The following is a 13,034-nucleotide window of genomic DNA, read 5'->3' as shown; positions in this document are numbered from 1 at the left end:
CGGACGCCCACGTCGCCGGCCCGCCGTCCGTCTCGCCACCCCTTCCGCCCCACGCGCCTTCGCATCCACGCCATCCGTCCCCAAGTCCCTCCGGTTCCGCGCCTCTTCGGCATTACGACTCCGCGGTTCCACGGCTTCGCGGCCCCGTTTCGTCCCCCGGATCTCGCCGGTTCGGGGACGCGGGGCGGACCCCCGCGGGAGAATTGTCAGTGGCTGCCGGTAGCGTTTCGGCCGAAACGAGGAAGGGGCGGGCATCGGCGGCAAAGAGACCATCTGGTGGTCAGCCGCCGCGGCACGCGCAGACACGTGCCGGCCGTGCCGCGGTCAAAGGGCGGGCGGCGCAGAGCGTCGGAGACAAGGAAGGACGGCGAACTGCCGTGTATCGCTGGGAGATCACCCGGGCCGCACTGGCGCAGCGCGTTTTCGCCATCGTCCGCAGCACGTCCTACGACGAGGCGAGCGCCACGGCCGACACGCTGCTGTCGGCCGGCATCACCAGCCTGGAAATATCTCTGACCACCCCGTTCGCCCTGGAGGCCGTCACCACCCTCACCCGCGAGCTGGGGGACGACGCGGTCATCGGCGCGGGCACGATTCTTGACGCGGTGTCGGCCCGGATGGCCGTGGACGCCGGCGCCCGCTTCCTCGTCTCGCCGAGCCTGGACGCCGAGGTCATCCGTACGGGACACCGCTACGGCGTTCCCGTATTCGCCGGAGTGGCGACCCCGACCGAGATGGTCCGCGCGCTGGAGTGGGGAGCGGACGCCCTCAAGGTCTTCCCCGTCTCCGGGCACGACCCGTCCTGGCTCAAGGACATCCGCGCCGCCCTGCCGCAGGCCCCGCTCCTGCCGACCGGCGGGGTGACGGTCGAGAGCGCGCCGGAGTGGATCGCGGCCGGTGCCGTGGCCGTCGGTATGGGCTCGGCCCTCTGCGCCGGCGACCGCGACACCGTCGCCAAGCGCGCCGCCGAACTCCTGACCCGGCTCGCCGACACGACCCCCGACCACCGGACGACCATCGGCACGGCGGACCTCTACGACGACTGAGCGGGGCGGGGCGTGCCCGGCCGGGAGGGGGACGTTCGGCAGCCGTCCCACAGGCCGGTCACGGCCTTCACCCGGGCCGCGGGCTCTGCCACTCTGAGCGCTGCGATCGCATGATCACGCCGTCGCCGGCCGGGACGCACCGGCCACCGGCGGCGCACCAGTTGATCGAGCCGACCGCGGAGCGTTCCTGCCCCGCCGCCACCCGCCCGTCGCGTACAGGAGTCACGATCACCATGAAGCGCGCCGTCACGCTGTCCGCCCTCGCCGTTCTGCTCGCTGCCACAGTCGCCGCTCCCTCCTCCCCGGCAACTCCCGCCCCGGCGCCGGGTGCTGCGCCCACGGCGGCCGCCCCCGTCGCGAAACGGCCGCACCCCGGCACCCTCCTGGACACCGTTCCGCGCCGCGGCGTGCTCCGGGTCTGCACGACCGGCGACTACCGCCCGTTCACCTACCTCGACCCGAAGACCGGGAAGTACCGCGGCGTGGACATCGAGATGGCCCGTGACCTGGCCAAGAGCCTGGACGCCAAGCCCCGGTACGTCGCCACGACCTGGGCGAAGCTCGTCGGCGACCTGACCGCGGGCCGCTGCGACATCGGCGTGGGCGGCGTCTCGATCACCCTGCCGCGCGCCCGCGCCGCCTACTTCAGCGAACCCACCCGCGAGGACGGCAAGACCCCCATCGTCCGCTGCGAGGACAAGGACAAGTACCGAACCCTCCAGCAGATCGACCGGCCCGGCACGACCGTCGTCGTCAACCCCGGTGGCACGAACGAGGACTTCGCCCGCGCGCACGTCAAGCGGGCGACGATCAAGGTGTACCCCGACAACACCACGATCTTCGACGAGATCGTCGCGGGCCGCGCGGACGTGATGATGACCGACGCGTCGGAGACCCGCTACCAGGCCAAGGTCCACCCCGAACTCTGCTCGGTCCACCCCGACAAGCCGTTCTCCTTCTCCGAGAAGGCGTACGCCCTTCCGCGCGGCGACGACGAGTTCAAGGCGTACGTCGACCAGTGGGTGCACCTGGCGAAGAACGACGGCACGTACCGGAAGTACGAGGACGCCTGGATGAAGTAGCCGCGCCGCACGGGGCCGGAGATCCCGCGGAGCGCACCGTACGGTCTCCGGCCAATGTCCGGACAATGTGACCTCTGGACTTCCCGTCATCTTTTCCTGCCGTTACGCTCGCGACCGTGGGGAAACGCGATACAGAAGTCACGGGAGCCGAGAGCCCCGTCCAGTTCAGCGTGGACCGGAGCAGTCCCGTCCCGCTGTATTTCCAGCTGGCCCAGCAGCTGGAGTCCGCCATCGAGAACGGCAGGCTCGCGCCGGGCAGCCTGCTCGGCAACGAGATCGAGCTGGCCGGGCGGCTCGGCCTGTCCCGGCCGACCGTGCGGCAGGCGATCCAGTCGCTGGTCGACAAGGGGCTGCTGGTGCGCAGGCGCGGCATCGGCACCCAGGTCGTGCACAGCCAGGTCCGCCGCCCGCTGGAGCTGAGCAGTCTCTACGACGACCTGGAGGCGGCCGGGCAGAAGCCGGCGACCCGGGTCCTGCGCCACACCACCACGCCCGCCGACGCCGAGGTCGCCGCCGCGCTCGGGGTCGCCGAGGGCGCCGAGGTCGTGCTCGTCGAACGGCTCCGGCTCACGCACGGTGAGCCGGTAGCCCACCTGCGCAACCACCTCCCGGCCGGGCTGCTCAGGCTGGAGACCGCCGACCTGGAGGAGACCGGCCTCTACCGCCTGATGCGGTCCGCGGGCATCACCCTGCACAGCGCGCGGCAGGCCGTCGGCGCCAAGTCCGCCACCGCGGAGGAGGGGGAGCGGCTCGGCGAGGCGGAGGGGGCCCCGCTGCTCACGATGCAGCGCACCACGTTCGACGACACCGGCCGGGCCGTCGAGTTCGGCACGCACGTCTACCGCGCGTCCCGGTACGCCTTCGAATTCCAGCTGCTGGTCCGGCCCTGAGCCCGTTCCGCGCCGCGGCTCCGGGCCCGTTCCGCGCCGAGGTCCCGGGCCCGTTCCGCGCCGAGGTCCCGGCCCCGTTTCCGCGCGGAGGGCCGCGCTCGCGCAGGCGTCCCGTTACCCACCTCGCGTCAGAATGTTCTGACAAAGCATTGACGTGGCTCCACACCCCCCGCTAGAACTCCTCCAGCCGCAATCGGGCGGCCGGGAAGGGCGGCGCTCCGCTCCGGCCGGTCCACCGGTCGTGGCTCTCGGTGACCACCGGCGGAAGAGCGGACCCGATGAACCGGTACAGATCGCCGGTAACGGATACTTGGTCGGTTGGGGCCGGGGATCCGGTGCCGGTGCGCGAAACGGCGTGCACCACACAGCGTGACAATCAGCGGGAAGGGCAAGTCCTCGTGGCAAGGGTTCGAAGAGGCGTAAGCGTCATGAGTGCCGTGCTGGTGGCGGTGCTCGGCGCCTCGCTCGCGGGGTGCAGCAGTACCGGAGGCAAGCGCGCCGAGGACGCGCGCGCCGCACAGGCCGCCGGCGGCAAGGCCGCTGTGAACACTCCCAGGTGGACCTTCGCGATGGTCACCCATTCGGGCGATGGCGACACCTTCTGGGACATCGTGCAGAACGGCGCCGAACAGGCCGCGGCCAAGGACAACATCAAGTTCGTCTACGGGCACGACAAGGAGGCCCAGCGGCAGAGCCAGCTGGTGCAGTCCTACATCGACCAGAAGGTCGACGGGCTGATCGTCACGCTCGCCAAGCCGGACGCCATGAAGGACGTGGTCGCCAAGGCCGAGAAGGCCGGCATCCCCGTGATCACGGTCAACTCCGGCGCCGAGGAGTCCAAGGCGTACGGCGCGCTCAGCCACATCGGGCAGGACGAGACGGTGGCCGGCGAGGCCGTCGGCGAGGAACTGAACAAGCGCGGCAAGAAGAAGGCCCTGTGCGTCCTGCACGAACAGGGCAACGTCGGCCACGAGCAGCGCTGCGCCGGCACCGCGAAGACCTTCAAGGGCGACCTGCAGAAGCTCTACGTCGAGGGCACCAACATGCCCGACGTGCAGTCCTCCATCGAGTCCAAGCTCCAGGCCGACCCGTCCATCGACTCCGTCGTCACCCTCGGCGCGCCGTTCGCCCCCACCGCCGTCAAGGCCAAGGAACAGGCCGGCAGCAAGGCCGAGATCGACACCTTCGACCTCAATGCCCAGGTCGCCGGCGGCCTCAAGGACGGCTCCCTCGGCTTCGCCGTCGACCAGCAGCCCTACCTCCAGGGCTACGAAGCCGTCGACCTGCTGTGGCTGTACAAGTACAACTCCGACATGCTCGGCGGCGGCAAGCCGGTCCTCACCGGGCCCCAGGTGATCACCAAGAAGGACGCGACGGCGCTCCAGGAGTACACGAAGCGGGGTACCCGATGAGCCCCGCCGACGCCCCGCCACGGCAGCCCGCCGGCCCGCAGGCCGCCGGCGACGAACGGCTGATGCACCGCTCCCTCGTCCACCGGCTGATGGGCCGCCCCGAACTGGGCTCGGTGGTCGGCGCCGCCGCCGTCTTCCTCTTCTTCACCTTCGCCGCCGAACCCTTCCTGCGCGCCTCCAGCCTCTCCACCGTCCTCTACGCGTCCTCGACGATCGGCATCATGGCCGTACCGGTGGCGCTGCTGATGATCGGCGGCGAGTTCGACCTCTCGGCCGGTGTGATGGTGGTCAGCTCGGCGCTGATCTCCTCGATGTTCAGCTACCAGATGACGGCCAACACCTGGGTCGGCGTCGGCGTATCGCTGCTGGTCACCCTCGCCATCGGCTTCTTCAACGGCTTCCTGCTGACCCGCACCAGACTCCCCAGCTTCATCATCACGCTCGGCACGTTCTTCATGCTGACCGGCCTCAACCTCGGCTTCACCAAGCTGATCAGCGGCACCGTCTCGACGAAGACCATCGCCGACATGGAGGGCTTCGCCTCCGCCCGCGCCGTCTTCGCCTCGCACCTGACCCTGGGCAGCGTCGACATCCAGATCACCATCCTGTGGTGGATCGCACTGGTCGCCGTGGCCACCTGGGTCCTGCTGCGCACCCGCGTCGGCAACTGGATCTTCGCGTCCGGTGGCGGCGCGGATGCCGCCCGCGCGGTCGGCGTCCCGGTCACCAAGACCAAGATCGGCCTCTACATGGGCGTCGCCTTCGCCGCCTGGATCTCCGGCCAGCACCTGCTGTTCTCGTACGATGCGATCCAGTCGGGCGACGGCGTCGGCAACGAATTCCTCTACATCATCGCCGCGGTCGTCGGCGGCTGCCTGATGACCGGCGGCTACGGCTCGGCGATCGGCTCCGCCGTCGGCGCGTTCATCTTCGGCATGACCAGCAAGGGCATCGTCTACGCCCAGTGGAACCCGGACTGGTTCAAGTTCTTCCTCGGGGCGATGCTGCTGCTCGCCACGCTCCTGAACGCATGGGTACGCAAGCGCGCGGAGGAGAAGGCATGACGGCCCTGGTCGAGCTGGCCGACGTCAGCAAGTTCTACGGCAACATCAAGGCCCTGGAGAACGTCTCGCTCGAAGTGCACGCCGGGGAGATCTCCTGCGTGCTCGGCGACAACGGCGCCGGAAAATCCACCCTCATCAAGATCATCGCCGGGCTGCACCAGCACGACGCGGGCACCTTCACCATCGAGGGTGAGGAGACCCGCCTCGCCTCCCCGCGCGACGCCCTGGACCGCGGCATCGCCACCGTCTACCAGGACCTCGCCGTCGTCCCGCTGATGCCGGTGTGGCGCAACTTCTTCCTCGGCTCCGAACCGACGAAGGGCAAGGGCCCCTTCCGGCGCCTGGACGTCCGCACGATGCGCGAGACCACCCGCAGCGAACTGCTGCGGATGGGCATCGACCTGCGCGACGTCGACCAGCCCATCGGCACCCTGTCCGGCGGCGAGCGCCAGTGCGTGGCCATCGCCCGCGCCGTCTACTTCGGCGCCAAGGTCCTCGTCCTGGACGAGCCGACCGCGGCGCTCGGCGTCAAGCAGTCCGGCGTCGTACTCAAATACGTCGCGGCCGCCAGGGACGCCGGACTCGGCGTGGTCTTGATCACCCACAACCCGCACCACGCCTACCTCGTCGGCGACCGCTTCGTCCTCCTCAAGCGCGGCACGATGGCCGGCAGTCACGCCAAGTCGGAGATCGCCCTGGACGAGCTGACCCGCCAAATGGCAGGCGGCAGCGAGCTGGAACAGCTCAGCCACGAGCTGGCCCGCGCGACGACCCCGGAATTCCCCGGCGGCCACCGGCCGGACTGAGACCCGCCCGCGGCCGTACCGGGGCCACGGGCCGCGACCCCACGCCGCGGTGCGCCGGACGCCACACGTGATGCACAATCGCAGCGAAACCATGCACACCGAGGCCGCCCGGCCTCCCGAGACCCGCAGGGACGAGACGACTCTTGCGAGCACGCAGCCGACCGGGCCAACGCCGCAGCCGCAACGGCGAAGAGGTGGGTCGATGAGCACGTACCGGGAACGGGTCCACCGGGGGTCGGCCAGAGCGACGGTGCTGCGCACCGTCGGCACCCGCGAGCGGCGGTCACACCTGACCGCACCCCGGGTGCCGACCGTCGGCATCGACATCGGCGGCACCAAGGTGATGGCGGGTGTCGTCGACGCCGACGGCACCATCCTGGAGAAGGTCCGCACCGAGACGCCGGACAAGTCCAAGAGCCCGAAGGTCGTCGAGGACACCATCACCGAGCTGGTCCTCGACCTCTCCGACCGGCACGACGTGCACGCGGTCGGCATCGGCGCGGCCGGCTGGGTCGACGCGGACCGCTCCAAGGTCCTCTTCGCCCCGCACCTGAACTGGCGCAACGAACCGCTGCGGGACCGCCTCGCGGGCCGTCTGGCCGTCCCCGTCATGGTCGACAACGACGCCAACACCGCCGCCTGGGCGGAATGGCGGTTCGGCGCAGGGCGCGGCGAGGACCACCTCGTCATGATCACGCTCGGCACCGGCATCGGCGGCGCCATCCTGGAGGACGGCGCGGTCAAGCGCGGCAAGTACGGCGTGGCCGGCGAGTTCGGCCATATGCAGGTCGTGCCCGGCGGCCACCGCTGCCCGTGCGGCAACCGCGGCTGCTGGGAGCAGTACAGCTCGGGCAACGCCCTGGTGCGCGAGGCCCGCGAGATGGCCGCGGCCGACTCCCCGGTGGCGTACAACATCATCGAGCGGGTCAAGGGCAACATCCCCGACATCACAGGGCCGCTGATCACCGAGCTGGCCCGGGAGGGCGACGCCATGTGCGTCGAACTCCTCCAGGACATCGGCCAGTGGCTCGGCGTCGGCATCGCCAACCTCGCCGCCGCCCTCGACCCCTCCTGCTTCGTCATCGGCGGCGGCGTCAGCGCAGCCGACGACCTGTTGATCGGCCCCGCCAGGGACGCCTTCCGGCGCACCCTGACCGGCCGCGGCTACCGCCCCGAGGCCAGGATCGCCAAGGCGCAGCTGGGCCCCGAGGCCGGCATGGTCGGGGCCGCCGACCTCGCCCGCCTGGTCGCCCGCCGCTTCCGCCGCGCCAACCGCCGCCGCGTGGAGCGCTACGAACGCTACGAACGGTCCGGCCGCCGATGACCGAGACCGACGTCCTGCACGACGCACCGCAGCCCGCCGACGCACCGCGCACCAAACGCCGTAGGCCCTGGCTCAGCGCGCTGGTGATCTTCCTGCTGATCGCGATCCCGGCGGGCTACATCGTCATCTCCGGCATCCAGAGCCGCGACAGCGGCGAGGTCAAGGAGGCCGAGGCGGGGGCCACCGGCCTGATCAACGCCTTCCCCTCCCAGGTCCAGCAGCGGATCTACAACGTCCCGGTGCCGATCGGCTCCACCCCGGTCTACTACTACGAGTCCAACTCCTGGCAGACCAGCTCACTGTTCGTGCAGTTCAGGACCAACGGCGTGGGCCTGAACCGCTACCTGGACGCCATCGGCGCCGACCCGGCCGCCCTGAAGAAGGGCGCGGTCACCATCACGCCCCAGCAGGCCGCCCAGGTCGGCTGGGACTTCACCGGCGACGGAAAGTTCGCCGGTCTCCGGCAGCAAGGGAAGAAGCCGCACCCCACGCAGCAGATCACCGTCAGCTTCGACGAGCCCGGCCACCCGGTCGTCCACACCGTCTCGACCATTACGTTCTGACCCGCGACAGCTTCTTCCCGACCCGGGTATCAGGACCGCGTCACGGAGCCGGCAGCGTGGCCGGGCGAGCGAGAAGACCGTGCAGCACCGGACGGACGTCCCCGTACTCGTGCCGGGCGCCTCGCCGGGAATCGAACCACCTGGGACAGGTCGTAACGACGCCTTCATCGTGGTCAGCGCTTTGGACCCCACCGGTCCAGCCGCCGCGATGCGTTCTCCGGCCGTCCGTTCATCGGGTTTGACCGCGTCGATCGCGTTCGTCACCGTCCTGCTGGGCGGTTCATCAGATAGCGCGAACTCGCGTTTGTCAGCTGGTTGGGCCGGATGGGTGTGGATACGGTCGCTTGCGTCGTCCGAGGGGGGCGGCACTCGTCGCGCGCTGCACGTGCCCAGGCCGTCCCGGCCGTCATGCGCCGGTACGGATCGCGGTCGGGCAGTTCCCATGGGAGTGGACATGAGTCTTTTAGGGCGTAAGACCGTCGCGGTGATGGCCGCGGCTTTGGCGTCGCTGGGCGCGGGGAGCGGCGTGACCGCGTCTGCGGCCACCCCGTCGGCCGCGTCGTGCAGCGGAACGGAATGCCCCAGTCTGAAGCCGACCAGGCTCACGACCAGCCAGGCCACCCTGAACGTCACGCAGATGCAACTGGAGAACATCCAGGCCATGGCGTCCGACGCGGTGACCGGGGAGCCCATCCGCGGCGCGAAGATCGTGTTCGCCACCGTCGGCGGCCGGACGCTGGGGGCGGCCTACACCGACTACGACGGCGTGGCCGCGATCACCGCCCCGGAGAACCTGGGCCCCGGAACCCTCCAGGAACTGCTGGGCGGCTACGAAGCCGCGATGGTCGGCGACGGCGTCCACGCCCCGGTCGGGGCCCACGGAGCGATCACCGTCGGCACCGACCAGGGCCCCGGTGTCCCGGGCTCCCCGTGCGCCATCTGCAGCGACCGCGGGCTCAAGCAGGACGTGGTGCCGGTCGACTGGAGCCGATAGCGATGCGTGTCTTCCACCGGCGGTCCCGGGTGCCTGACCGCATTGGCCCGGAGCGCCCGTCGGCCGGTGCGCGGGAGAGCGGCGCTGTGGCCCCGGTCGGTGCGGTCAACGGCTACGCGGTCCTGGAGACCGTGGCCGCGCTGCCCGTCAGTACCTGGCGCTACCTCTGGGAGCCCGAAGACGTGCGTCACCTCGGGCCGATGGCCCAGGACTGGCACGCCGCCTTCGGCTTCAACCAGGACGACACCAAGATCCCCGTCGTCGACGGCCTCGGCGTCGCCCTGGTGTGTGTCCAGGCACTGCACCGCCGCGTGGAAGAACTCACGGCCGAAGTGGAACGTCTGCGGGAAGCCGCGAGCGTGCACACGCCCGAGGCCACCTGACGCCGCCGGACGGCCTGCTGTGCTGCTCCGGCGGCCGGAGGGCCGGACGGCCGGCGGCCACGCCCGTCCCAGACCGAGCACGGCCCACGGTCTCCGCCCAGCCCCTGAAAGGGCTTGGGGAGCCCGCCCCTGCGGAACACTCATCGCGACCCGGAAGGCAGGACACCTTGGCACGACACGACACCGTGACGGCACCATCCGAAGCGATGGACCAGCGGTCGCCGGTGTGTACGGACGCGATCTGGCGGCTTCCGGTGACGGTCTGCCGCATCACCCAGTTCCTGGGCGAGCAGGCGGCCGGCGCCTTGCTGGAGCGCGCCATCGCCTCCACCGGCGACACGTTGAAGCCCTCCATGATTCGGGACCGGGAGGTCGTCCCCGACTTTCGCCGGTCCCTGTCGTGCCAGGACTTCGCCGCGCCTGAGCTGATGGCCGCCATCGATGAAGTGCTGGAGGCGGTTGAGCACACTCTGGGAGTCTCCTGCCGGTACACCGAACCCAGCTACAGCCTCAACCTGCACAACGACGGCGACTTCTACCGGCCCCACCAGGACACCAGTGCCGAGTTCGCACCCCGGCGTCTGCTCACGTTCGTCTACTACCTGCACCGCACACCCCGGCTCTTCGACGGGGGCGCGCTGCGTGTGTTCGACGTCGCCCTCCCGCTGCACACAGAGACAGCCGGAAAATGGGAGGAGCGCACCTGGCGGGACTGGGAGCCCGAGCACGACAGCATCGTGTTCTTCCGCCCCACCGCCTGGCACGAGGTACGGCCGGTCAGCTGCCCGAGCAAACAGCACGCGGACAGCCGCTTCGCCGTCAACGGCTGGCTGTGCAGCCCCGACCCCGCGAAGCACGGGAAAACCTGAGCCTTGGGACCTGGACATCACGGCCGTCAGCCGCGGGGGCTGCTGATCCGTTCGGGCTGGATCACATAGAGCACCCGGACCTGGTCGCGGCCGCCGAACCACGGGTAGGGCCCGCCGAGATACTTCTGCGCGAGCGCCTCGATGTGGTCGACCGCCCCCTCGGTGGTCACACGCACCACACGGCCGCGGATCTGGACGTACGAGGTCGGGTCCGAGGGGTCGGCGACTGCGACAGCCACCCGCGGGTCGCGCGCGATGTTCCGGGTCTTTTGATGCGACTCCACGCTGTTGATCAGGACGTGCTCGCCGTCGGTGTCGACCCATGTCTGGGTGAGCTGAGGCGAGCCGTCGGGCATCGTGGTGGCGATGTAGCAGGTGCTGGGGCGGCGCAGCAGCGCCACCACGTCCTCACCGAGGGGTACGGGCACGAGAGTTCTCCAGGGGGTGGTCCGGTGGGTGTGGGGGCAACGGTAGCCCCGTCAGGGAATCCGGCCTTCCGCTGCCCCTGGAACCGTGGATCACCGGCTGGGTCCGGTGGATTCCCGGTTTCGCCAACCACCGGGAATCCACCGTCAGGATGCGCGAATCACCAGCGGCTCCGGATGACCGGCTAGGGCGGCTCGGCGGGGTCGTGGGTGATCAGGTCTCCTGGCTGACACCGGAGGACTTCGCAGATCCTCGACAGGGTCGAGAAGCGGATGGCCTTGGCCCGGCCGTTCTTGAGCACGGAGAGGTTGACGACGGTGATGCCCACTTGTGCGGACAGTTCGGTGAGCGTCATGCCGCGCTCGGCGAGGAGGTGGTCGAGGTGGATCCGGATGGCGTGCAGTTCCTCTTCGGGCATCAGATGGTCCCTTCGAGGTCCTCTCGCATGCGCACGCCCTCGCGCATGATCTTCCCCATGATCACTGCGGCGAGGCCGGCGAGGGTGAGCTCCATCGACCCGGAAACCGTCGGCCCGGAACCGATGATGGGGGCCATGCTCCCGACGAGCCAGGACTGCGACCAGCCGGCGATGAGGCCGGCCAGCGGCATGCCCACGGTGACGAACCAGCCGAGAGCGGAGAGCCGTTGCGCCACCGCGTCGGTGAACGGCCCCTGCTGCAGGACGGCCTTGAGCAGCCGGGAGAAGAGCAGCAGTGCGAGGGAGCCGAACAGCAGCCAGGGCAGCTGACTCCCGAGGTCCGCGGCGCGCTGCCCCACGGAGGGGTTGTCCTGACACAGGCGCGTGGCACTGCTGGACGCCTTCACGCCCTCGCTGATCGGCAGGCTGTGCTCCAGTGAGGCATTGGCCCAGAAGCCCGTCTTCACGCAGACGGCCCCGTCGTCGAGCATGTGCGTGACCGCAGTGCCGATGAAGGCGAGCCCGCAGAGCACCGCCAGCGTGAAGGTAACCGAGGCCAGGGTCCTCGTGAGTCGCATGTTCATCCCATCCCGTCCCATCGATTTTCGATATGCCTGAGACTAGGGGAGCATATCGATATTCGACAAGTCCACGGTCGCCGGCGGGGCCACCCCGGCGGGCTGGGGGCCGGACCTGCGCGTGGAGGTGACGCAGTCACACGCGTCGGAGCTGTTGGTTCGAATGCCCCCAACTGCCGTGTGAGGAAGTGGATCTGGGGTTTTGGGCGGCCGGACGTAGTGGGCGTAGTGAGCCCGTTGGGCCGGGCCCGAACCGATGCCGCGGCCCGCCTCGTTTGTGTCGAGGCGGGCCGCGGCATGTGGTGCGGCGTCAGGCGTGGGTGCCGCCGTCGATGCGGATTTCCGTGCCGGTGATGAAGGCGCCGTCGTCGGAGGCGAGCATGGCGATGACTCCGGCGACGCTTTCGGGGCCGGCCATGGGGGCGCTGCCTGCTTCCTGGTCGGTGGCCAGGAGGGGAGACATCTTGCTGAAGAGGGACCAGTCGGTGTCCGAAGGCAGGTAGGAGGCCGTGGTGTCGGTGATACCGCTCTTGACGCTGCCGGGGGCGACGCTGACCGCGCGCAGGCCCTGCTTGGCGTATTCGAGAGCGAGGGTGTGGGTGAAGGACTGGATGCCGCCCTTGCTGGCGGCGTAGGCGGCCATGTAGGGGTGGGCGAAGGCGGTGGAGGTGGAGCTGAAGTTCACCACGACACCGCGGCCGCCGGCCAGGAGCGTGGGCAGGGCCTGACGGGTGACCAGGAATGTACCGGTCAGGTTCACGGTGATGATCCGGTTCCACAGCTCCAGAGACGTCTCGTGGGTGTGGGCACCGCGCAGGATGCCTGCGGCGTTGACCAGTACGTCCAGCCCGCCCAGGGTGTCGATGGCCTGGCGGAGGCCGCTGATGACGGAGTTCTCGTCGCCGATGTCGAGGACCAGGGTGTGCAGGCGGTCGGCGGCCGCGGCCTCTTCGGCCAGGGACCGGGTCGTGGCCAGGCCCTCCTCGGAGATGTCGGCGGCGACGACGTGGCCTCCCTCGCAGAGCAGCCGCAGCGCGGTTGCCTGCCCGATACCCGAAGCGGCGCCGGTGACGAGGATGCGGCGGTGATCAAAACGATTCATGGCGGATTGCCTTTCATATCATGCAGAGGAAGGAATTCCGGGGCTTCCCTCTGCCTGCACCTCCGCGCGGACGTCGC

15 protein-coding genes are annotated in these 13,034 nt (G+C 70.0%); 11 read left to right on the top strand and 4 right to left on the bottom strand.

Going from position 1 to position 13,034, the window contains the following annotated elements; translation table 11 throughout:
• The first annotated feature begins 377 nt into the window (after positions 1–377).
• The 11 genes from LIU39_RS12100 to LIU39_RS12050 all read left to right on the top strand — a co-directional run bounded on the left by LIU39_RS12100 (position 378) and on the right by LIU39_RS12050 (position 10,433).
• Positions 378–1,046, top strand: a complete 669-nt coding sequence (locus LIU39_RS12100) for a bifunctional 4-hydroxy-2-oxoglutarate aldolase/2-dehydro-3-deoxy-phosphogluconate aldolase (protein WP_227046656.1) — start codon at positions 378–380, stop codon at positions 1,044–1,046.
• Between the two features lie 233 nt (positions 1,047–1,279).
• Positions 1,280–2,128: a transporter substrate-binding domain-containing protein gene (locus LIU39_RS12095; RefSeq protein ID WP_227046655.1), complete on the top strand. Its 849-nt coding sequence runs from the start codon at positions 1,280–1,282 to the stop codon at positions 2,126–2,128.
• A 170-nt stretch (positions 2,129–2,298) separates the two neighbouring features.
• Positions 2,299–3,018: a GntR family transcriptional regulator gene (locus LIU39_RS12090; protein WP_308409377.1), complete on the top strand. Its 720-nt coding sequence runs from the start codon at positions 2,299–2,301 to the stop codon at positions 3,016–3,018.
• Positions 3,019–3,446: 428 nt separating this feature from the next.
• On the top strand, positions 3,447–4,430 hold the full coding sequence (locus tag LIU39_RS12085; RefSeq protein WP_227046653.1) for a sugar ABC transporter substrate-binding protein: 984 nt from the start codon (positions 3,447–3,449) through the stop codon (positions 4,428–4,430).
• Positions 4,427–5,494 (top strand): ABC transporter permease, encoded by a 1,068-nt coding sequence (locus LIU39_RS12080; RefSeq protein ID WP_227046652.1) that lies wholly within the window; start codon positions 4,427–4,429, stop codon positions 5,492–5,494. The genes LIU39_RS12085 and LIU39_RS12080 overlap by 4 nt, the downstream gene beginning before the upstream one ends.
• The gene (locus LIU39_RS12075) at positions 5,491–6,300 is read left to right on the top strand and encodes an ATP-binding cassette domain-containing protein (protein WP_227046651.1); all 810 of its coding nucleotides are present in this window, start codon (positions 5,491–5,493) and stop codon (positions 6,298–6,300) included. Before LIU39_RS12080 ends, LIU39_RS12075 begins: the two co-directional genes overlap by 4 nt.
• Positions 6,301–6,502: 202 nt before the next feature.
• Positions 6,503–7,624 (top strand): ROK family glucokinase, encoded by a 1,122-nt coding sequence (locus tag LIU39_RS12070; protein WP_227046650.1) that lies wholly within the window; start codon positions 6,503–6,505, stop codon positions 7,622–7,624.
• Entirely contained in the window at positions 7,621–8,187 is a 567-nt protein-coding gene (locus LIU39_RS12065; protein ID WP_227046649.1) for a hypothetical protein, read from the top strand. Before LIU39_RS12070 ends, LIU39_RS12065 begins: the two co-directional genes overlap by 4 nt.
• A gap of 454 nt (positions 8,188–8,641) precedes the next feature.
• Positions 8,642–9,181: a hypothetical protein gene (locus LIU39_RS12060; protein ID WP_227046648.1), complete on the top strand. Its 540-nt coding sequence runs from the start codon at positions 8,642–8,644 to the stop codon at positions 9,179–9,181.
• A 29-nt stretch (positions 9,182–9,210) separates the two neighbouring features.
• Positions 9,211–9,564, top strand: coding sequence for a tail fiber domain-containing protein (locus LIU39_RS12055; protein WP_227046647.1), 354 nt, complete (start codon positions 9,211–9,213; stop codon positions 9,562–9,564).
• 206 nt (positions 9,565–9,770) lie between these two features.
• Positions 9,771–10,433, top strand: coding sequence for a 2OG-Fe(II) oxygenase (locus tag LIU39_RS12050; protein ID WP_227046646.1), 663 nt, complete (start codon positions 9,771–9,773; stop codon positions 10,431–10,433).
• A gap of 26 nt (positions 10,434–10,459) precedes the next feature.
• Here LIU39_RS12050 and LIU39_RS12045 read toward each other — a convergent pair whose 3' ends face one another.
• The 4 genes from LIU39_RS12045 to LIU39_RS12030 form a co-directional block, all read right to left on the bottom strand.
• Complete coding sequence (locus LIU39_RS12045) at positions 10,460–10,861, bottom strand: PPOX class F420-dependent oxidoreductase (RefSeq protein WP_227046645.1); 402 nt, start codon at positions 10,859–10,861, stop codon at positions 10,460–10,462.
• Positions 10,862–11,043: 182 nt separating this feature from the next.
• Positions 11,044–11,277: a helix-turn-helix domain-containing protein gene (locus tag LIU39_RS12040; RefSeq protein WP_227046644.1), complete on the bottom strand. Its 234-nt coding sequence runs from the start codon at positions 11,275–11,277 to the stop codon at positions 11,044–11,046.
• Complete coding sequence (locus tag LIU39_RS12035) at positions 11,277–11,855, bottom strand: DUF2975 domain-containing protein (protein ID WP_227046643.1); 579 nt, start codon at positions 11,853–11,855, stop codon at positions 11,277–11,279. Before LIU39_RS12035 ends, LIU39_RS12040 begins: the two co-directional genes overlap by 1 nt.
• 310 nt (positions 11,856–12,165) lie before the next feature.
• Positions 12,166–12,957 (bottom strand): SDR family NAD(P)-dependent oxidoreductase, encoded by a 792-nt coding sequence (locus tag LIU39_RS12030; RefSeq protein WP_227046642.1) that lies wholly within the window; start codon positions 12,955–12,957, stop codon positions 12,166–12,168.
• Positions 12,958–13,034 lie beyond the last annotated feature (77 nt).

It is taken from the genome of Streptomyces pinistramenti, assembly GCF_020564935.1.
In the GTDB taxonomy this organism is placed as follows: domain Bacteria; phylum Actinomycetota; class Actinomycetes; order Streptomycetales; family Streptomycetaceae; genus Streptomyces; species Streptomyces pinistramenti.
The sequence above is the reverse complement of the archived record's forward strand: the minus strand, read 5'-3'. Positions and strand labels throughout refer to the sequence as shown.